At 70.8% G+C, this 20,818-nt stretch carries 14 protein-coding genes; 6 read left to right on the plus strand and 8 right to left on the minus strand.

Going from position 1 to position 20,818, the window contains the following annotated elements; genetic code table 11:
- Position 1: 1 nt before the first annotated feature.
- The 6 genes from ACIRU3_RS06300 to ACIRU3_RS06325 all read right to left on the minus strand — a co-directional run bounded on the left by ACIRU3_RS06300 (position 2) and on the right by ACIRU3_RS06325 (position 9,055).
- Positions 2–1,843, minus strand: a complete 1,842-nt coding sequence (locus ACIRU3_RS06300) for a LamG-like jellyroll fold domain-containing protein (RefSeq protein ID WP_404052126.1) — start codon at positions 1,841–1,843, stop codon at positions 2–4.
- Between the two features lie 68 nt (positions 1,844–1,911).
- Positions 1,912–4,839, minus strand: coding sequence for a glycoside hydrolase family 2 TIM barrel-domain containing protein (locus tag ACIRU3_RS06305; RefSeq protein WP_404052129.1), 2,928 nt, complete (start codon positions 4,837–4,839; stop codon positions 1,912–1,914).
- Complete coding sequence (locus ACIRU3_RS06310) at positions 4,839–5,675, minus strand: carbohydrate ABC transporter permease (protein ID WP_404052131.1); 837 nt, start codon at positions 5,673–5,675, stop codon at positions 4,839–4,841. The genes ACIRU3_RS06305 and ACIRU3_RS06310 overlap by 1 nt, the downstream gene beginning before the upstream one ends.
- 14 nt (positions 5,676–5,689) lie before the next feature.
- Positions 5,690–6,646, minus strand: coding sequence for a carbohydrate ABC transporter permease (locus ACIRU3_RS06315; RefSeq protein ID WP_404052133.1), 957 nt, complete (start codon positions 6,644–6,646; stop codon positions 5,690–5,692).
- Positions 6,646–7,932, minus strand: a complete 1,287-nt coding sequence (locus ACIRU3_RS06320; protein ID WP_404052136.1) for an extracellular solute-binding protein — start codon at positions 7,930–7,932, stop codon at positions 6,646–6,648. Before ACIRU3_RS06320 ends, ACIRU3_RS06315 begins: the two co-directional genes overlap by 1 nt.
- A gap of 58 nt (positions 7,933–7,990) precedes the next feature.
- Positions 7,991–9,055, minus strand: coding sequence for a carbohydrate kinase family protein (locus ACIRU3_RS06325; RefSeq protein ID WP_404052138.1), 1,065 nt, complete (start codon positions 9,053–9,055; stop codon positions 7,991–7,993).
- 141 nt (positions 9,056–9,196) lie between these two features.
- Here ACIRU3_RS06325 and ACIRU3_RS06330 point away from each other — a divergent pair, with 141 nt between their 5' ends.
- From ACIRU3_RS06330 to ACIRU3_RS06345, 4 genes are all read left to right on the plus strand, one after another.
- Entirely contained in the window at positions 9,197–9,961 is a 765-nt protein-coding gene (locus ACIRU3_RS06330; protein ID WP_404053164.1) for a DeoR/GlpR family DNA-binding transcription regulator, read from the plus strand.
- Positions 9,958–11,295: a 6-phospho-beta-glucosidase gene (locus ACIRU3_RS06335; RefSeq protein WP_404052141.1), complete on the plus strand. Its 1,338-nt coding sequence runs from the start codon at positions 9,958–9,960 to the stop codon at positions 11,293–11,295. The genes ACIRU3_RS06330 and ACIRU3_RS06335 overlap by 4 nt, the downstream gene beginning before the upstream one ends.
- A gap of 101 nt (positions 11,296–11,396) precedes the next feature.
- On the plus strand, positions 11,397–14,450 hold the full coding sequence (locus tag ACIRU3_RS06340; protein WP_404052144.1) for an alpha-mannosidase: 3,054 nt from the start codon (positions 11,397–11,399) through the stop codon (positions 14,448–14,450).
- A gap of 3 nt (positions 14,451–14,453) precedes the next feature.
- Complete coding sequence (locus ACIRU3_RS06345; protein ID WP_404052147.1) at positions 14,454–15,704, plus strand: alpha-L-fucosidase; 1,251 nt, start codon at positions 14,454–14,456, stop codon at positions 15,702–15,704.
- A 271-nt stretch (positions 15,705–15,975) separates the two neighbouring features.
- On the opposite strand, the gene ACIRU3_RS06350 is transcribed toward ACIRU3_RS06345, so the two are convergent.
- Positions 15,976–17,661, minus strand: coding sequence for a carbohydrate binding domain-containing protein (locus tag ACIRU3_RS06350; protein ID WP_404052150.1), 1,686 nt, complete (start codon positions 17,659–17,661; stop codon positions 15,976–15,978).
- 217 nt (positions 17,662–17,878) lie between these two features.
- Positions 17,879–19,000, minus strand: a complete 1,122-nt coding sequence (locus ACIRU3_RS06355; protein WP_404052152.1) for an ATP-grasp domain-containing protein — start codon at positions 18,998–19,000, stop codon at positions 17,879–17,881.
- A 272-nt stretch (positions 19,001–19,272) separates the two neighbouring features.
- Here ACIRU3_RS06355 and ACIRU3_RS06360 point away from each other — a divergent pair, with 272 nt between their 5' ends.
- Positions 19,273–20,178: a metallophosphoesterase family protein gene (locus ACIRU3_RS06360; RefSeq protein WP_404052155.1), complete on the plus strand. Its 906-nt coding sequence runs from the start codon at positions 19,273–19,275 to the stop codon at positions 20,176–20,178.
- Positions 20,126–20,806: a 4'-phosphopantetheinyl transferase gene (locus tag ACIRU3_RS06365; protein ID WP_404052158.1), complete on the plus strand. Its 681-nt coding sequence runs from the start codon at positions 20,126–20,128 to the stop codon at positions 20,804–20,806. The genes ACIRU3_RS06360 and ACIRU3_RS06365 overlap by 53 nt, the downstream gene beginning before the upstream one ends.
- Positions 20,807–20,818 lie beyond the last annotated feature (12 nt).

Genomic DNA, 20,818 nt, shown 5'->3' on the forward strand with positions numbered 1-20,818 from the left:
GTCAGTGGGTCATGAAGGAGGTGACGGGCAGGGCCCGGGACACGATGCGGACGTCGCCGAGCCGCCCGTGCAGGATCTGGTCGATCTTGTCGGCGTACTCGTAGCCGCCGAGCAGCCAGGGCAGCCCGGCCGAGGCGATACCGACGGCGGCGGCGTGCGGGTTGCGGGCCACGGGGCAGCCCTGGACGTACATCGTCGTGTGCCGTCCGTCGTTGACCACGGCCACGTGCCACCACTTCTCGCGTGCGGTCTCGTCCCCCCAGTTGGTGGCGAGCCGCTGCTGGCCGAGCGGGTGGACCGCCCACTGCGGGCCCGGTCCGTCGGAGATCGACAGTGTGGCGAGCGGCTCGTCGGGGTCGTCCGTGACCTGGCCGGCGGAGCCGTTGCGGCCGGTGCGGCCGACCAGGCCGGACCAGGCGTGGTGGCCGGCGTCCCAGTCGGCGGGCAGCCGGTAGAACGCCTCGATGGTGTAACCGCTCTTGAGGGTGGCCGAGTTGAGCGGGGCTCCGTCCACCGTGCGCAGATAGGCGCCCGTCAGCGGGGACTTGTTGCCCTGGAACTCCAGGCTGCCGTGGCCGGGCTGGTCGGGGTGGTGGTCGGAGGACCAGTTCAGGGTGCCGCCGCCGACACTGACCACGGTGAGGTCGTTGCCGCGCCCGGACAGGTCGCGGACGGTGCCGGTCACCGCCGTACCGTCGGCGTGGCCGTCGAAACGCCAGTAGGCGACCGTGCCCGGTATCAGCATCTTCGACGCGGGTCGCGCCGGGCGGGCCGGAACCGGGTCGAAGCCGGAGAACCGGTCGGTGAAGTCGATGTCGACGGAGAAGCGGTCGGCGTCGCCGCTCAGCTCGATCTCCTGCCGCTCCAGCTCGTTGAGGCCCTTGGCCGCCCGCCCCAGGATCCACGGGGAGATCGTCTCCACGTCGATGACGTCGCGGTCCAGGTCGAAGCGGTAGAGGCGGATCATCGCCGCGCCGCCGAAGTAGCGGTTCTGGTAGTTCGTCAGATGCAGGTGCACCTCGTGGCCTGCCGCGTTCTTGCGGATCGCGCGGCCCGCGGGCCAGTAGTGGCCGTTCAGGGTCAGGAAGATCTGGTCGTGGTCCTCGATCAGCCGGTCCCACATCTGCTGCCCGTACGTCGACAGCGTGTCGTCCTCGACGACCAGTTCGTGCGTGGTGAGGATGACCGGCGTCCTCGGGTGCCGGGCGAGCACGTCCTTCGCCCAGGCGTATCCCTTCGCCGACAGCCGCCAGTCCAGCGCGAGGACCATCCACTCGCGCCCGGCCGCCCTGAACAGGTGGAAGGTGTTGTACCCGTCCGAAGAGGCGCCCCCGAACGTCGGCCTGTCCCTGAAGCGCCGCGGCCCGAACGCGTCCAGGTACGGTGTCGAGCCGCGCTGGTCGTCCGTGGACGACTTCACGTCGTGGTTGCCGGCCAGGACGCTGTAGCCGACGCCCCGCCGGTCCAGGAGTCCGAACGCCTGGCTGATCGCGGCGAATTCGTCCTCTGCCCCGTTCTGGGTGAGGTCACCGAGGTGGGACAGGAAGACGATGTTCTCGTCCCTGCCGTGCTCCAGCAGGTAGCGCAGGGACGCCTCGACCGGCGCCTTGTCGATGCTGGGCCCGTCGAAGAGGTACTGGGTGTCGGGCATCACGGCGAGTGTGAAGCGACGGCTGTCGGAGTCGGGCCGCCGGCCGCTCGCCGGAGCCGCCTCGGCGACGGCCGGCAGCGCGACCCCCGCGGTGGCGGCGGCGCCGAGCAGCGCGGTGGCCCGGAGGAAACTGCGCCGTGCGGCACCGGCCTGCGCGGCCTCGCTTTGGCTGTGGTCATGCGAAGTACACACGTGTGCTCCGTGAAGGGTGACGTAAGGGTGGAGGCGGGGGATGCGGGCCGGGGGGTACAGGCGGGGGATCACAGAACGCGCAGGGTCCAGCTCCAGCGGTGGACGCCCGGTGGGATGCGGTACTCGGGGGACGTGTCGGGGCCGCACGACGCCGTGCCGAGACCCCGGTGCGCCGCGTCGATGTGCACCACGCAGCCGGAACGCGGCACCAGCTCGTCGTGATGCGCCGCGGCCGTCAGGTCCTCGGCGCGATGCCGGGTGACGGAGACCTGGCGCGGCTCGTCCAGCACGACCGCGAGTCCGGTCCCGTCCGGCGCCGACAGGCTGAAACGCCGTACACCGTGCCGGCCGCCGCTCTCCTGCGGGCGCAGATACGGCGTGAACAACTCGTCCACCGGCAGCGAGTGATGGCCGACCGGGGCTCCCGTCGAACGGTCCGGGTACGACTCCCACGGCCCCTGCCCGAACCAGTCCAGCAGATCGGGCCCCGGTACCGTCTCGAACACCGAGCCGACCCGGGCCACATCGGCGAACCCGTCCGGCAGCTCGGCGCACTCGGCCACCCGCACGCCGCCCTCGACCGGCGTGAACTCCTGCCGGTGCCGTACCACGCCGGCCGTCCCCAGGTACTCGCAGAGCACGGTCACCGCCGCGCCCTCCCGGTGCACCGAGACGACCTTGCGGACCAGGGAGTCCAGGCCCCAGGTGCGCCAGCGGCGGGCGATGCCGCCCAGCTCGTCGTTGTCGGTGGGCGCCCGCCACAGGGACAGCACCGGCGCGGCCGCCAGCAGCGGATGCACCAGCAACCCGTCGTCGTCCACCTCCACCGGCCGCCCTGCCGCCACCGGCCGGGGCTCCGGGACGACGGCCGCCCGCAGCCGCACCTGGGGCGCGCACACCTCCGTACCGCGCGGCGCCCACGGCTCGTCCTCGGCGGTCGTCACCCGCAGCGTCAGCCAGGCCTCGCCGCCGTCCTGCGGCAGTGTGAAGGGCAGCGGCACGGCGGCCGTCTCGCCCGGCCGCAGATCGGGCAGCTCGGCGGGCGCGGTCAGGGTGCGGCCGTCGGCCAGGGCCAGCTCCCAGCTGGCCGCCAGCCAGGTCAGGCCGCGGAAGTGCTGGTGATTGGCGAGGACGATCCCCTCGTGCCGGTAGCACCGGATGCGGACCGGAGCCGCGATCTCCCGGTGCTCGTACAGGGCCGGCTTCGGGGTACGGTCGGGGAAGACCACCCCGTCCGCGACGAACGCGCCGTCGTGCACCGGCTCACCGAAGTCGCCGCCGTACGCCCACCGGTACCCGGGCGCCGCGACACCGTTGTCATACAACCCGGCGCCCGCGCGCCCGGCCGGTCTGCCATCGCTCACACGCTGCAGAATTCCGTGGTCCCAGAACTCCCAGATGAAGCCGCCCTGAAGACCCGGCGTTGACTCGATGGCCGCCCAGTGGTCCGCGAGGCTGCCGTTGCTGTTGCCCATGGCGTGCGAGTACTCGCACTGGATCAGCGGCTTCGTCTGCTCCCCGGACAGGGCGTGCGCCACACAGTCCTCGATCGGGGCGTACATCGGGCAGGCGATGTCGGACGCCACCTCCGGATCCACCCAGCCGCGCTTGGCGGCCCCCTCGTACTGGACCGGCCGGGTCGGATCGTGCCGCCGCACCCAGCCGGCCGCGGCGTCGTGGTTCGCGCCGTAGTCGGACTCGTTGCCCAGCGACCAGACGATGACCGACGGGTGGTTCTTGTCCCGCAGCACCATCCGGGAGACCCGGTCCACGAACGCGTTCAGATACCGGGGGTCGTCGGCGATCTCGTGCGCGTGGTCGTGGGACTCCAGGTCCGCCTCGTCCACGACGTAGAAGCCCAGCTCGTCCGCGAGGTCGTACAGGGACGGGTCGTTCGGGTAGTGCGAGGTGCGGAGCGCGTTGAAGCCGAACCGCTTGAGCAGGACGAGGTCCGCGCGCATGTCGTCGTACGACACGGTCCGCCCGGTCAGCGGATGGAAGTCGTGCCGGTTCACACCCCGGATGAACACCCGCTCCCCGTTGACCAGCAGATCCCGGCCCGCGATCACCACGTCCCGGAAGCCGACACGGTACGCGCAGACATCGGCTGTCGTGCCGTCGGCGCGGTGCAGGCGCACAGTGAGGCCGTACAGCTCGGGGGTCTCCGCGTTCCAGGTACGGACCTCGGGGACGACGGCGCTGACGCGTGCCTCGCCCAGGAAGTCGGAGACCCGTTCGTCCTCGGTGCGTGCCCGGTCGAACTCCTCGTCCTGCGCGAGCGGGGTGCCGTCCAGCTCCGCGCCGACGTACCACCCGCCGGGCAGCGCGCCGCCGCCCGCCTGCCGTACCAGGCAGTCCACGCGCAAGGTGCCGTCGTGGTGCGCCCGGACGGTGACGTCCGCCAGATACAGCGGGTCCGTCGCGTACAGCAGCACGGACCGGGTGATCCCGCCGTGCCACCACTGGTCCTGGTCCTCGATGTGCGAGGCGTCCGACCACTTCACCACGGTCAGGCGTACGACCGCCCGCTCGCCCGGCCGTACCACCTCGGTGAGGTCGAACTCGGCCGCCAGGTGGGAGTCCTTGGAGAGGCCGACGGGCCGTCCGTCCACGTGCACCAGCAGTACGCTCTCCGCCGCGCCCGCCTGGAGGACGATCCGGCGACCGGACCAATCGGCGGGGATGGCGACCGTGCGTTCGTAGATGCCGGTGGGATTGGTGGCGGGCGCGTGCGGCGGGTACTCCGCGAACGGCATACGGACGTTCGTGTAGTGCGGCCGGTCGTCCGTGTCCTGCAGGGTCCAGGCCCCCGGGACATGTGCGGTCGACCATGCGTCGTCGGCCGGCGGCGCGCCCGGCGCCGGCAGCAGCTGGAAGCGCCATGCACCGTCCAGGGACAGCGCATCGCGCCGACGGTCGACCGCGTTCATCGGAAGCCGTCCCCACGACGTCACCTCGGGCGCCCGCCAGGGACGCAGCGCCAGCAGGGGGTCCATCAGCGGATGGCCCCCTTGCCGAGGTCCCCGATGATCTGCCGGGCAGCGATCGCGAACACGATCAGCAGGGGGATCAGGGCGAGCAGCGCGCCGGTCATCACCATGCCGTAGTCGGTGGTGCCATGGGTGCCGTTCAGCTGGGACAGCGCCACCTGGAGGGTGACGTTGTCCGGGTCGGTGAGGGCGATCAGGGGCCAGGCGTAGTCGTTCCACTGGCCCATGAAGGTGAAGATGCCGAGGAAGGCCAGCCCGGGCCGGACCACCGGGAGGGCCACGTGCCAGTACTGGCGCAGGAAGTTCGCGCCGTCGATGCGGGAGGCGTCCAGCAGCTCGTCGTGGATGGCGCCCCGCATGTACTGGCGCATCCAGAAGATGCCGAAGGCGTTGGCCGCCGCCGGCACGATCAGCGAGGTCATCGAGCCGATCCAGCCGAGCTTCGCCATGATCACGAACTGTGGGATGGCGGCGAGCTGGGCCGGCACCATGAAGATGAGCATGAGCAGTCCGAACAGCAGCCGCCTGCCGGGGAAGTCGAACTTGGCGAACACGAACGCGGCGAGCGAGTCGAAGAACAGCACAAGCACCGTCACCGAGCCCGCGACCAGCAGCGAGTTCAGCATGGAGCCGAAGAAGTCGACGCTGTCGAAGAGGTGGCGGACGTTCTGCAGGAAGTGCGAGCCGGGCAGCAGCTTCGGCGGGTAGGAGAAGATCTCGCTCGACGCGTGCGTCGACATGATGACGGCCCAGTAGAACGGGAAGGCCGACAGCAGCAGGCCGAGTATCAGAACGGTGTGCAGCGCGATCCCTCTGCTCCGGGATCCCTTGATGGAAGCCATGGTGACCGGCCCGCCTATTCTTCGCCCCGGCGCTGCAGCAGGCGCCAGTTGATGATCGAGAAGAGGACGACGACGAGGAAGATCCCCCAGGCCACGGCGGCGCCGTAGCCGAAGTCGTTGTTGTCGAAGGTCTGCTGGAAGAAGTAGAGGACCATGGTCCGGCCGGCGTGGCCCGGACCGCCCGAGAACGTGGAGTCGTTGGCGGAGGTCTGCAGCAGCACCTGCGGTTCCGAGAAGCTCTGCAGACCGGTGACCGTCGAGACGACCAGCACGAAGAGCAGCACCGGCCGCATCATCGGCAGCGTGATCCGGAAGAAGGTCTGCACGGGACCGGCGCCGTCCATGCGCGCCGCCTCGTACAGCTCGCCCGGGATGGTCTGCAGTCCCGCGAGGAAGATGATCGCGTTGTAGCCGGTCCACTGCCAGGTCATCAGCGTGGCGACGGCGACCTTGATGCCCCACGGGGTGTTCAGCCACGCCACCTGGTCCAGACCCACGGCCCGCAACAGGGCGTTCATCAGGCCGAAGTTGGTGGAGAACACCGAGCCGAAGACGATCGCGATCGCCACGACGGAGGTGACGTTCGGCAGGAAATAGGCGAAGCGGTAGACGTTCTTGAAGCGGACCGCCGAGTTGAGCAGCACGGCCGACACCATCGCGAGGAAGATCATCGGGAAGGTGGCCAGCGCCCAGATGAGGACGGTGTTGCCGACCGAGCTCCAGAAGCCGCTGTCGCCCAGCAGGTAGTGGTACTGCGACAGGCCCGCCCACTCCATCGTGCCGAGGCCGTCCCAGCGGTGGAAGGAGACGTAGAGCGAGAAGCCGACGGGAATCAGGCCGAAGCCGAGGAACAGCAGATAGAAGGGGGAGATCGCGGCATACAGATGCCAGTGCGAACGCAACCCCTTCCTGGTCGGGGCGGTGGCGGTCCGCTCCACGGTGGTGGTGGGTTTGTCCAGGGCGGTGGCCATCAGTGGCTCACCCCCAGGTGCTGTGCGATGCGACGGCATTGGCTCATGGCGTCACTCCAGGCCTTCTCCGGGTCCTTGCCGAGGACGCCGACGTTCTTGATCTCGTCCTTGAGGGGCTGCCCGAGCGCCACGTCGTACGGGCTGTTGTAGGCGATCGCGATGTTCTGCGCGGCGGGTCCGAACACGTCCATGGTCACCTGGCCGCCGAAGAAGGGGTCGGGCTCGCGCAGTTGCCTCAGGTCGTAGGAGGCGGGGGTGGAGGGGAAGAGGCCGGCATCGACGAAGCCCTGGGCCTGGTTGGCCGCGTTCAGGAGCCAGGCGATGATCCGGAAGGCCTCCTCGGGCTGGCGGCACGCCTTGGTGACCGACAGGAACGAACCGCCGTTGTTGGAGGGGCGTACGGGCATCTGCGCCACCCGCCACCGGCCCTTGGTCCGCGGCACGCCGTTCTTGATGTCGTTGGTGGCCCAGGAGGCGTTGAGCTGGCTGGGCAGCTTGCCCTGCTGGATGGCGGAGAGCTGGTCCGGGGTGCCGTTGACGAGGTCCGAGACGATGTTCCGCCGCTTCGCCTCCACGGCCAGCGCCCAGGCGTGCCGCACATGCTCCTGGTCGCCGATGAAGCGGCGGTCCTTGTCGACGTACCGTTTCCTGCCCTGCTGCACCACGTTCTCGAAGACGGCGTTGGCATCGGTGAGCAGGTAGGTGCCCGGAATGCGCTTCTTCAGCCGCTCGCCGGCCGCGAAGAACCTGTCCCAGGTGTTCAGCTCCTTGGACACGTCAGCGGGTTCGTACGGCAGCCCGGCCTTCCGGAAGACCGTGTACTGGTAGAAGTGCGCGACCGGACCGCAGTCGATGGGGAAACCGATCATCGTGCCGTCGTCGGCGATGCCCTGGTCCCACTTCCATGACAGGTACCGGGACTTGAACCTGTCCGCGCCGAGCGTGCGCAGATCCACGAACTGGTCGGCGTTGGGCAGGTAGGACGCCATGTCCTCGCCCTTGAGGCCCGCGATGTCGGGGATGTGGGCCCGGCCGGTCATCGTGGTGATCAGCTTGGACCGGTAGTAGCCGCCGATCTTGATGGCCTGGAGGTCGACGGAACTGCCGTAGCGGGCTCGGGCGTTCTTCAGGACCGTGTCGCCGAGGCCGCCGTCCCAGTACCACAGGACCATGTTCCGGCCGGTGGAGCCGGTCGGAACGGCACAGCCGGACGCCAGTCCGCCGAGCGCCGTGGCGGCCGCAGGGGCCAGGCCCGCGCGCAGCAGGCCTCTTCGTGAGAGCCGCACAGCTCCCACCGCCTTTCGGATCTGTTCGGGACTTCGCATGGGTGCGGGGGCGGGCCTGTCACGGGCCCAGGTGCTGCCGTGCCGGGGGAGTGACGGGGGCGTACCTCACGGGCGGACCCGGGTCCGCCGGGAGACGGTCCGCGAGGAAGCCGTACGCGCGCCCGAGTTCGGGGTCGGTCAGCGAGCGCCACCAGCGGTCGACGCCGTACCAGCCGGGTGCCGCAAGGGCCCCGCCGTGCCGCTGGACGGACAGGCCGGCGGCCAGGACGGCGAACCGCAGCCGCTCCTCCAGGGGCCAGCCCGCGAGTGTGGCGGCGACGAAGCTCGCCCCGAACACGTCACCGGCGCCCGTCGCGTCCACGACATCGATGTCGAGGGCCGGGACGTCGGCGAACTCGCCGGTGGTCTGGTCGACGGCGACCGCTCCCTCGCCGCCGCGTGTCACGACGGCCACCGGGATCAGGTCGGAGAGTGCGCCGAGCGCGGCGCGGGCGCTGTCGGTGCGGGTGTAGGCCATCGCCTCGGTCTCGTTGGGGAGGAAGGCGTGGCACAGGGAGAGCTGGTCGAGGAGGTCGCGGGACCACTGCCGGGTTGGGTCCCAGCCGACGTCGGCGTAGATGTGCGTGCCGTTCGCGGCGGCCTTGGCGAGCCATGCGCGGGGCTCCGCCTCCAGGTGGACGAGGGCGGTGCGGGCCTCGGGCGGGTCGCCCATCAGGTCGTCCTGCGAGTACGGCGGCTCGGTGCCGTGGGTGATCAGGGCGCGGTCGACGGCGGGGGTCCCCTCGTGCGGGGGAAGCCGGGAGCGGGGGAGGGCGAGGGAGACGGTGACCGGGGTGGGCCAGCCGTCCGCCCGGCGGGAGAGCGCGAGGCCGACGCCCTCCTGGCCGGCCAGGATCTCCCGGCAGTGGGCGCCGTAGAAGTCGTCGCCGAAGACGGTCGCGAGCGAGGTGCTCAGGCCGAAGCGGGCGGCGGCGACCGCGAGATTGGCCATGCCGCCCGGGCCGCAGCCCATGCCCGTCGTCCAGATCTCCTCGCCCGGTGCGGGCGGTCTGCCCAGACCCGTGAGGACGAGGTCGTAGAAGAGCAGCCCGGTCAGCAGCACATCGGGCCGGTCGTCATCCACGGAGGCGTCCTCTCGTCGGAACCGTTCGTCAGAACTGTTCAAATTCGGTGCACGGAATCGTGCGCCGCACCGGGAGTCTGGTCAATACCCGAGCAGAACTGCGCATGGATTTGATTGAAGATGACGAGTAGTGTTCATGTCGTGCTGGCAGAACGACGACACCAACTCATCCTGCGGGCCCTGCGCTCCGGTGGCCCCGCAGCCGTGACCGACCTCTCCGAGCAACTGGGCGTGAGCCCCGCGACGATCAGGCGTGACCTGGTCAGGCTGGAGGAGGACGGCCTGCTCACCCGGGTCCACGGCGGAGCCGTCGCGGAGGAGGGCGACCAGCCCTTCGCCGAGGTCGCCGAGGTGCGCGTGGCCGAGAAGGACGCCATAGCCGAGCACGCGGCCGCGATGGTCGAAGACGGTCAGTCGGTCCTCCTCGACATCGGCACCACCGCCTACCGGCTCGCCCGCAGACTGCACGGCCGCCGGCTCACCGTGATCACCAGCAACCTGGTGGTCTACGAGGAGCTGGCCGACGACGAAGGCATCGAACTGGTGCTGCTCGGCGGCATGGTCCGCCGCGACTACCGCTCCCTGGTCGGCTTCCTCACCGAGGACAACCTGCGCCAGCTGCACGCCGACTGGCTCTTCCTCGGCACCAGCGGAGTGCGTCCGGGCGGGCAGGTGATGGACACGACGGTCGTCGAGGTGCCGGTCAAGCGCGCCATGATCAAGGTGAGCGACCGGGTCGTGCTGCTCGCCGATGCGGCGAAGTTCCCGGGTACGGGAATGGCGAAGGTCTGCGGTCCCGAGGACCTGGACGTGGTGGTGACGAACGCGCCGGCCGACCCGGTGACCCGCTTCGCACTTCAGGAGGCGGGCGTCGAGGTGGTCCTGGCAGGAGAGGTGCAGGCGTGAAGCTGACGATTCTGGGCGGCGGCGGGTTCCGGGTGCCGCTCGTGTACGGGGCGCTCCTGGGGGACCGGGGCGAGGGACGGGTGACGGAGGTCGTTCTGCACGATCTGGACGACAGCCGCCTGTATGCGGTCTCCCGTGTGCTGTCCGAACAGGCGTCGACGGTCGCCGACGCCCCCCGGGTGACCGCCACGACCGACCTCGACGATGCCCTGCGCGGTGCCGACTTCGTCTTCTCCGCGATCCGCGTCGGCGGCCTGGAGGGCCGGGCGGACGACGAGCGGGTGGCCCTCGCGGAGGGTGTCCTCGGCCAGGAGACGGTCGGCGCGGGCGGCATCGCCTACGGGCTGCGGACCGTGCCGGTCGCCGTCGACATCGCGCGACGGGTGGCCCGACTGGCCCCCGACGCCTGGGTCATCAACTTCACCAACCCGGCAGGGCTGGTCACCGAGGCCATGTCCCGCCACCTCGGCGACCGTGTCATCGGCATCTGCGACTCGCCGGTCGGCCTCGGCCGCCGTATCGCCCGGGTGCTCGGCGCGAACCCGAGGGAGGCCTGGATCGACTACGTCGGCCTCAACCACCTCGGCTGGGTGCGCGGTCTGCACGTCGCGGGCCGGGACGAGCTGCCACGCCTGCTCGCCGATCCCGGCCTGCTCGGCTCCTTCGAGGAGGGCAAGCTCTTCGGCGTCGACTGGCTGCAGTCGCTGGGCGCGATCCCCAACGAGTACCTGCACTACTACTACTTCAACCGCGAGGCCGTACGCGCCTACCGGGAGGCCGAGAAGACCCGCGGCGCCTTCCTGCGCGACCAGCAGGCGCGGTTCTACGAGGACGCCGGGCGCACGGACGTCTCCGCCCTCGACGTCTGGGACCGCACCCGCGCCGAGCGCGAGGCGACCTACATGGCCGAGAACCGGGAGACGGCCGGTGCCGGCGAACGGGACGCCGACGACCTCTCCGGCGGCTACGAGAAGGTGGCCCTCGCGCTGATGCGGGCCATCGCCCGGGACGAGCGCACCACCCTGATCCTCAACGTCCGCAACCGAGGCACCCTGTCCGTGCTCGACGCGGACGCCGTCATCGAAGTCCCTTGCCTGGTCGACGCCAACGGTGCCCACCCGGTGGCGGTCGCCCCGCTGCCCGGCCACGCCACCGGCCTGGTGTGCGCGGTCAAGGCCGTCGAGCGCGAGGTGCTCGCCGCCGCGGAGTCCGGCTCGCGTACGACCGCTGTGAAGGCCTTCGCGCTGCACCCGCTGGTGGACTCGGTCAACGTGGCCCGTCGCCTGGTCGAGGGGTACACGGCCGTCCACCCCGGCCTCGGGTACCTGAAGTAGGCTCCGCGGACAGTGCGGCAAGCGCTTTCCGCCCGCCTTCGCCCAGCTCTCCCCGCTCTGCCCAGCCGACCCCGTCGCTCCGCCCTCTCGGGAGACCTCTCATGCACGACGAACGCCGCCGCATCGACGAGCGCGTAGAGCGCCTCCACCACCAGCGCATCAAACCGGCGATCCACGCGGCCGCCGTCCCCTTCGAGGTGGCGGCCTGGCAGGCGCCGGGCGAGCCGGTCTCCTTCGAGGAGGCAGCGGCCGCGCCGTACGAGCCCTTCGCGATGGACACCCCGTGGGGACCGCCCTGGGGCACGACGTGGTTCCGGATGCGCGGCCAGGTGCCGGCCGAGTTCGCGGGCCGGCGCGTGGAGGCCGTCATCGACCTCGGCTTCGTGGGGGACTGGCCCGGCAACCAGGCCGAGGCCCTCGTCCACCGCACGGACGGCACCCCGCTGAAGGCCGTCAACCCGCTCAACCAGTACGTGCCGGTCGCCCACCCGGCGGCGGGCGGAGAACCCGTCGACTACCTGGTGGAGGCCGCCTCCAACCCCGACATCCTGGCCGGCGACTTCGCGGGCCCGACCCCGTTGGGCGACGTACTGACGGCGGGCGACCGTCCGCTGTACACCTTCCGCCGCGCCGACATCGCCGTCCTCGACGAGGAGGTCTGGCACCTTGACCTCGACGTCCAGGTGCTGCGCGAGCTGATGCTGGAGCTGGGCGAGCACGACCCACGCCGGCACGAGATCATGCACGCCCTCGACCGGGCCATGGACCTCCTCGACCTGGACGACATCTCCGGCTCGGCGGCCGCCGTGCGCGAGGCCCTGAAACCGGTACTGTCCAAGCCCGCGCACGCGAGCGCGCACATCATCTCCGGCGTCGGGCACGCGCACATCGACTCGGCCTGGCTGTGGCCGATCCGCGAGACCAGGCGCAAGACCTCCCGCACCTTCTCCAACGTCACCTCCCTCGCCGACGAGTACGAGGAGTTCGTCTTCGCCTGCTCACAGGCCCAGCAGTACGAGTGGGTGCGCGACAACTACCCGCAGGTGTGGGCCCGTATCCAGGAGTCCGTGAAGCGGGGTCAGTGGGCGCCGGTCGGCGGCATGTGGGTGGAGGCCGACGGCAACCTGCCGGGCGGCGAGGCGATCGCCCGCCAGCTCGTCCACGGCAAGCGGTTCTTCATCGAGCACTTCGGCATCGAGACCAAGGGTGTCTGGCTGCCCGACTCGTTCGGCTACACCGCCGCCTACCCGCAGCTCGCCAAGCTCGCCGGAAACGAGTGGTTCCTCACCCAGAAGATCTCCTGGAACCAGACCAACAAGTTCCCCCACCACACCTTCTGGTGGGAGGGCATCGACGGCACCCGCATCTTCACCCACTTCCCACCCGTCGACACCTACAACGCCCGCTTCAGCGGCGAGGAGATGGCCCGCGCGGTCCGCAACTACAGCGAGAAGGGCGGCGCCACGCGCTCCCTGGCCCCGTTCGGCTGGGGCGACGGCGGTGGCGGCCCCACCCGCGAGATCATGGAGCGGGCACGGCGGCTGAAGGACCTGGAGGGCTCCCCGAAGGTCGAGATCGAACACCCCGACGCGTTCTTCGCGAAGGCCCGCGCCGAATACCCGGACGCACCGGTCTGGGTCGGCGAGCTGTATCTGGAGCTGCACCGCGCCACCTACACCTCCCAGGCCCGCACCAAGCAGGGCAACAGGCGCAGCGAACACCGGCTGCGCGAGGCCGAGTTGTGGGCGACGACGGCCGCGCTGCACGCGCCGGGCTACACCTACCCGTACGAAAAGCTCGACCGCCTGTGGAAGACGGTCCTGCTGCACCAGTTCCACGACATCCTGCCCGGCTCGTCCATCGCCTGGGTGCACCGCGAGGCGGAGGCCGAGTACGCCCGGGTGGCCGGGGAACTGGAGGAGCTGACCGCCGAGGCGGTGGCGGCGCTCGGCACCGGCGGGACCCGGGTGTTCAACGCCGGCCCCTTCGACCGCGCGGAGGTGGTCCGCACCGCCGAGGGCACACCCGCCTACGTCGAGGTGCCCGCGAGCGGCAGCGCCCCGCTGACGGACGCCGAGCCGCAGCGACCGGTGACGGTCGGCGGGCGGGTGCTGGACAACGGCCTGGTCCGGGTGCAGGTGAACGAGGACGGCACCCTGTCGTCCGTGTTCGATCTACGGGCGAACCGCGAAGTCCTGGCCGAGCCCGGCAATCTGCTGCGCCTGCACACGGACCTGCCCAACTACTGGGACGCCTGGGACATCGACAAGCACTACAAGAACCGGTACACGGACCTCCTGGACGCCGAGTCGGTCACGGTCGTCGAAGAAGACCCGCTCGTGGGCGCGATCCGTGTCACGCGCCCCTTCGGCAAAGGCTCGAAGATCACCCAGACGATCACCGTCCGCGCGGGCAGCCCCCGCATCGACTTCGAGACGGACATCGACTGGCACGAGGCCGAGAAGATCCTCAAGGCCGCGTTCCCCGTGGACATCAGGGCCCCGCACTCCTCGGCCGAGATCCAGTTCGGCCACGTCCAGCGCCCCACCCACACCAACACCAGCTGGGAGGCGGCCCGCTTCGAGGTCTCCGGCCACCGCTGGGTGCACATCGGCGAACCCGGCTACGGCGTCGCGGTCATCAACGACTCGACGTACGGCCACGACGTCTCCCGCACGGTCCGCGAGGACGGAGGTACGACCACCACGGTGCGGCTGAGCCTGGTGCGCGCCCCACGCGTCCCGGACCCGGGGGCCGACCAGGGACGGCACCGATTCACCTACTCCCTGCTGCCCGGCGCGGACATCGCGGACGCGGTCGCCGAGGGCTACGCGCTGAACCTCCCGCTGCGGGTGACCCGGGCGGCGGGCGAGCCGGAGCCGGTGGTCGCGGTCGAGGGTGAGGGTGTGACGGTCGAGGCGGTCAAGCTCGCCGACGACCGCTCCGGTGACGTCGTCGTACGGCTCTACGAGTCCCGTGGCGGCCGCGCCGGCGGTGTGCTGCGCCCCGGCTTCCCGCTCGCCGACGCCCGGGTCACCGACCTGCTGGAACGCCCCCTTCAGGACGCGGTCGTCACGGCCGACGGCGGGGTGTCCGTCGCACTGCGGCCCTTCCAGATCCTGACCCTGCGGCTGCGCCGCGCCGAGGTGGGCTGAGCCATGGCCGTACAACCCTGGTTCGCCGACTCCAAGTTGGGGATCTTCGTCCACTGGGGCATCTACGCCGTCGACGGCGTCCAGGAGTCCTGGTCGTTCTACGACGGCATCGTGCCGTACGACCGGTACATGTCGCAGCTGGACCGGTTCACGGCCGCGCGCTACGACCCCCGTGCGTGGGCCGCCCTGTTCGCCCGTGCGGGCGCCGGGTACGCCGTGCTGACCAGCCGGCACCACGACGGCGTCGCCCTGTGGGACACGGCCCACGGCGATCTCCACCTGGGCCGCGACTTCATCGGCCCCTACGCCGACGCCCTGCGCGAGCAGGGCCTCAGGGTCGGCCTCTACTACTCGCACTCCGACTGGAGCCACCCCGACTACGCCTCCACACGCAGGCCGGGCCGCCCGCCGGAGCAGGAGGACAACCGGTACTCGGAGGTCGCGGCCGGGTCCGAGGATTTGACGGCCTGGGAGCGGTTCATCGCCTACCGGGACGGTCAGGCAAAGGAACTGGCCTCCCGCTACCGGCCCGACCTGATGTGGTTCGACGGCGAGTGGGAACGCAGCGAGGAACAGTGGCGCATCCCTGAACTCGCCGCGCTGATCCGCTCGTACGCGCCGGACTGCGTCTTCAACGCGCGGATGCTCGGCGAGGGCGACTACGCCACGCCCGAGCAGGGCGCCCCGGTGATCCCGCCGGCGGGCCCCTGGGAGCTGTGCCTGACGGTCAACGACTCCTGGGGTTTCCAACACCACGACCACAACCACAAATCGGTCGACCAGTTGATCCGGTACTTCGCCGAGACCATCGGCGGCGGGGGCAACCTGCTGCTCGACGTCGGCCCGAGGGAGGACGGGACGATCCCGGCCGAGCAGGCCGAACGCCTGGAAGGGCTCGGCGAGTGGATCCGCAGGCACGCGGAGGCCGTGTACGGGACGCTGCGGGGGCTCCCCGCCGGGCACCACTACGGCCCGAGCACCCTGTCCCCGGACCGACGCACCCTGTACCTGGTCCTGTTCGACGCCCCGCGCGCCGAGATCAACGTACGCGGGCTGCTCGGCGGGGTGCGCCGCGTCACCGTGCTCGGCAGCGGAAGGGAGCTGGCCCACCGGGTCACCGGCGGTCTGCACGAGACGCCCGGGGTGCTGTGGATCGAGCCGCCCGCCGGGGCCGACCTCGACCCGCACGCCACGGTGCTCGCGGTGGAGCTGGAGGGTGAGCTGGAGCTCTACCGGGGGGCGGGCCGCTCCTGACCGCGGGGCGCCCGCTGCCGCTGCGGGAGGTGTGCATCGGGCCGGCCGGTCGCTCCCCGTGACCGCGGCCGACCGACCCGATCCCCCGTTCCCCCGTTGGTGCTTCCCCCGTTTCCCCGTGGTGCTTCCCCCGTGGTGCTTCCCCCGTTGTTCCCCCGTGTTCCGTGTTGCTGTTATGAAGAGCGGCCAGGTCGCCCCCTGATACACCCCGGGCGGAAAAAAATCCCCCCGGCCCGGGAGCCAGGGGGATCTCGGTCGTGCCGGAGCCGCCTCAGCCGGTGAAGCCGGCCGTGATCGAGGTGAACTGCCAGTTGTTCTGGCTGATGCCGGAGCAGTTGCTCACCACGCCGCCGCCCGCACAGGGCCGGTCGCGGTTGACGGACCAGAAGGCGAGCCGGGCGATGTGGTGGGAGTTGGCCCAGTCGCGGATCTGGGTCCAGATCGCCGGGGTCGTCGTCTCCTGCTGGTCGGACAGGCCGTTCATGCCGGAGATGCCGATGTGCGAGTAGGCGGTCGCGTCGTCCCAGCCGAAGGTGGACTTCAGCTTGTTCTTCAGGCCCTCGGCCGCGCCCACCGTGTTGCCGTACATGTCGGATCCGCCGCCGAAGTCGAACGGCATGATGGTGAAGACGTCGATGTTGGCGCCGAGCGACTGCGCCTGCTCGATGAGCCGGTTGCCGTAGTAGGTCGGGCCGGTGGTCGAGGTGCCGAAGGTGACGATGGTCTTCAGGCCGGGGTTGTTGGCCTTGACCGTCTTCAGAGCGGTGAGGATCTTCGCCTGGACGGCCTCGTTCTCGAACTCGTCCGTGTTCTCGATGTCCATGTCGATCGCCTTGAGCGAGTAGGCGTCGATCACCCGCTGCAGCGCCCCGGCCAGTGCGCTCGCCGAGGAGCAGTTGGCGCCGAGCTTGCTGCCCTGCCAGCCGCCGAACGACGGGACGATGTCACCGCCCGCCGAGCGGATCTGGTTGATCGCGCTCTGGTCGACACCGCCGGTGAGCGCCCGACTGCCGTCCCAGGCGGGGGTGCAGCCGCCCGAGTCCAGCACGAACGCCATCGTGAACCACTTGATGCCGGTCGCGCTCATCACCGTGCTCGGGCTCGGCGGGTCGCCCCAGCCCTCGTACAGGTAAGGGGCCGCCTGCTTGAAGCCGGTTCCGCCGCCGCTGCCCGCGTCCGTCGTGACGGACACGGAGTTGGAGGCCGCGGAGCTGTTCCCGGCCGCGTCCCGCGCCTTCACGCTGAAGGTGTACGACGTGCTCGGCGACAGTCCGCCGACCGTGGCGGACGTACCGGAGACGCTGAGGACCTGACTGGAGCCGCTGTAGATGTCGTACGCCGTCACGCCCACGTTGTCGGTGGCGGCGTTCCACTTCAGGGACACGCTCGACGAGGTCTTGCCGGTCGAGGCGAGCCCGCTGGGTGCGGTCGGCGCCTGGGTGTCCCCGCCGCCACCGCCGCCCGGTCCGTCCAGGCTGATGTCGTCGGCCTGGTACGAGCCCTGCGCGTACCAGCCGTGCACATAGATGGTGGCACTGGTCTGCGAGGCGCCCGTGGTGAAGGAGACGCTCAGTTGGCTGTAGGCGGACGGCGACGTGGTCCAGGTGGAGGCGCCGCCGTTGACGCCGAGGTAGACGTAGCTGCCGCGGACCCAGCCGCTGAGCGAGTACGTCGTGTTCGGCTGGACCGCGACCGTCTGGCTGCACTGTGCGTTGTCGCTCGCGGTCACGGCGCCCTGCAGGGCCTTGGAGCCGCCGTGCACGGGGGAGGAGACGACCGAACCGAGGTTGCCGGTGCAGGTCCAGGGGGACAGGCCGCCCGATTCGAAGCCTGCGTTGGAAAGGACGTTGGCCGCCTGGGCGGTGCCCGGCAGCGCGACGGCTCCGCCGAGCGCGAGGGCGGCGGAGCCGAGCAGAGCGAGGAGCCGGCGTCTGGGACGCCCGAGTATGTGGCGCACGCGATCTCCCTGTGGGGACGGGGTGTTGGGGAGTACAGGGGAGTACAGGGGAGTGCGGAAGAGATGCGCCAACCAAGTTGGTATGGACCAATCGGACTGTCAAGGGTCACGACGGGAATTGGTCCATACCGGTGAGTGAAGCGCCCCCGAGGGGGCGTGGGGAACTGCGCGAGCGGCCACGGACCGCCCGCAGCCGGCCCGATGCGCCGGACAGGCCCTAAAGCGGCAGCACCTCGGCCGCCTCGGCCGCCTGCGCGGGCGCAGGGACCGCCGGCAGCAGAACCTCGGCCTCCTCCACCCGCTGCCGCGGAAGCGCCGCCGGCCTCAGCGGACGCGGCCCGGACACCACCGTGTAGTCCTGGCCCAGGAACGGCGGTTCGATCACACCCGGGTCCTCGCCCAGTGCCAACTGCACCGCCGCCCAGGGGGCGTTCACCCCGCAGAGCGACAGCTGGTGCAGCCCGCCGGCGGGCCGCGTGTTGACGTCGAGCAGCACCGGGCGGTCGCCGAGCATCCGGAACTGGATGTTGGACAGGTGGTGCAGTCCGAAGCCCTCCGCGATCAGCCGGGCCGGCGCCAGCCACTGCTCGTGCAGCGTGAAGCCCCGGCGGCGGCCGTTCTTGGTCCGGCCCACGGCCAGCCGGACGCGGTTGTCCGGACCGGTCAGGCAGTCCACGGACACCTCCGGCTGCTCCAGACGCGGCATCACCAGCCAGTCCACGGGTTCCTCCGCCCGCCGCAGCGCGTCGACCACCAGATCCAGCTGGACGTACGGACCGGGGAAGCCGCTGAGGTGCAGAAGCGAGAAGGGGGCGCGGGTGATCACCCGGAAGCCGACCCCGCCCGCGCCGGCGGCCGGCTTGAAGCACGCCCTGTGCCCGGCCGCCTCCAACTCCTCCACCACGGCGACGAGTTCGTCCGCCGTGCGGACCCGCCACCACGGCGGCACCGGCACACCGACCGAGCGGACCGCCTCGTACGCGGTCGCCTTGTCCTCGAACACGGCCACCGCCTCGGGCGTCGGGGCCAGCAGTGCCGTACCCGCCGCCGCGAACTCGGCGCGGTGCGCCACGATCGCCGCCTGGTGCAGCCGGGGCACGAACACGTCGATGCCCCGCCGAGCGCACTGGTCGAGCGCGTACTCGACGTACCCGGCCGGGGACAGGCCCTCCGGCTCCAGGTCGGCGGTGTCGGCGGCGGCCAGCACGGGGGAGTCGGCATCCCCGTGGGTGGCATGGATCTCGACCGCCCGGTCGCTGGGATTTCTCCGCAGCTGATCCATGAAGAACACGTTCTCCGCGTACGTGCGGTTGAGCCAGACGCGTACGCGAGAGAGCATGCAGGCCGCCTTTCAGGGTTTTCGGGCAGGGCTCAGCGGCCCGTGCCCGGGCAGGAGGAAGGAAGGGACACCAAACGGCCCTGTGCGAAGGGGAATTAGGGGCGTCGATGTTGCGGCGATCATACGGCTTTCAAGAGGGCCGGCGTGCAACGCGCAGGTTACGGATCGGCCGGGGCTGTGCGGTGGTGACCCGGCCGGGGCGGGTTCCCCTTGTCCCCGGCCGGGTGAATGTGTTCTCGTGGTGGCGACGGGATGATCGAAAGGGGTGCGGGGTGGAGTTAACGGCCGGGGCCGGACAGCTGCTGGCCATCAGTGACCTGCACATCTCCTATCCGGAGAACCGTGCGCTCGTCGAACGGATCCGCCCCCACACGGAAGACGACTGGCTGATCGTCGCCGGGGACATCGCGGAGACCGTCGAGGACGTCCGCTGGACTCTCGCCACGCTCGCGGACCGCTTCCGCAAGGTCCTGTGGGCGCCCGGCAACCACGAACTGTGGACCCATCCGAGGGACACCGTCACCCTGCGCGGCGTCGCCCGTTACGAGCACCTCGTAGCCCTGTGCCGGGAACTGGGCGTGACCACCCCCGAGGATCCGTACCCGGTCTGGCGCGGCCCCGGCGGACCGGTCGTGGTCGCCCCGCTGTTCCTGCTGTACGACTACTCCTTCCTGCCGGCCGGCTGTGCCACCAAGGAGGAGGGCCTGGCCTACGCGGAGAGCACCGGCATCGTCTGCAACGACGAGTTCCTGCTGCACCCCGACCCCTACCCGACCCGCGAGGCCTGGTGCCGGGCCCGGGTCGCCGAGACCGAGCGCAGGCTCGCCGAGCTGCCCGAGGACCTGCCCACCGTCCTCGCCGGCCACTATCCGCTCGACCGGCATCCGATGGACGTGCTGTGGCACCCGGAGTTCGCCATGTGGTGCGGCACCACGCTCACCGCCGACTGGCACCGTCGGTTCCGGGTCGAGACCATGGTCTACGGCCATCTGCACATCCCGCGGACCACCTGGCACGAGGGCGTCCGCTTCGAAGAGGTATCCGTGGGATACCCCCGCGAATGGCGCAAGCGCCCGGTTCCCCCGGGGCAGCTGCGCCGCATCCTGCCGATGGAGGTCGGGCCCAGTGATCGAGGAGCTGCTCCCGGAGTCGGTGGTGGCCGTGGAAGCGTTCGGTGACCACGAGGCCCAGGAGACCTTGCTGTACCCGGAGGAACAACAGCTCGTGGCACGGGCGGTGGACAAGCGCCGCCGGGAGTTCACGGCCGTACGGGTGTGCGCCCGGCGTGCCATGGAGAAACTCGGCGTGCCGCCGCAGCCCGTCCTGACCGGCGAGCGCGGCGCGCCGAGGTGGCCGGCCGGACTGGTCGGCAGCATGACCCACTGCGAGGGATACCGCGCCGCCGCCCTGGTCCGCGCCACGGACCTGGCCTCCCTCGGGATCGACGCCGAGTCGCACGGACCGCTGCCGGAGGGTGTCTTCGAGAGCATCTCGCTGCCCGCCGAGCAGGACCGGCACCGCAGGCTGTGCGCCGCCCGGCCCGGCGTCCACTGGGACCGGCTGCTGTTCAGCGCCAAGGAGTCCGTCTACAAGGCGTGGTTTCCCCTCACCCGCGCCTGGCTGGACTTCTCCGAGGCCGACATCGAGCTGGTCACCGAGCCGGGGCGGGACACCCGCGGCCGCTTCCATGCGCGCCTCCTCGTCCCGGGGCCGCTGGTGGACGGCGTACGCCTGACCGGTTTCCAGGGCCGCTGGCTGGTCACGGACGGTCTGGTGCTGACGGTGGTGACCGTCCCGCACCACTGACGGGGCGTGCGG

The sequence above is a fragment of the Streptomyces sp. NPDC101151 genome, from assembly GCF_044768335.1.
Taxonomy (GTDB): domain Bacteria; phylum Actinomycetota; class Actinomycetes; order Streptomycetales; family Streptomycetaceae; genus Streptomyces.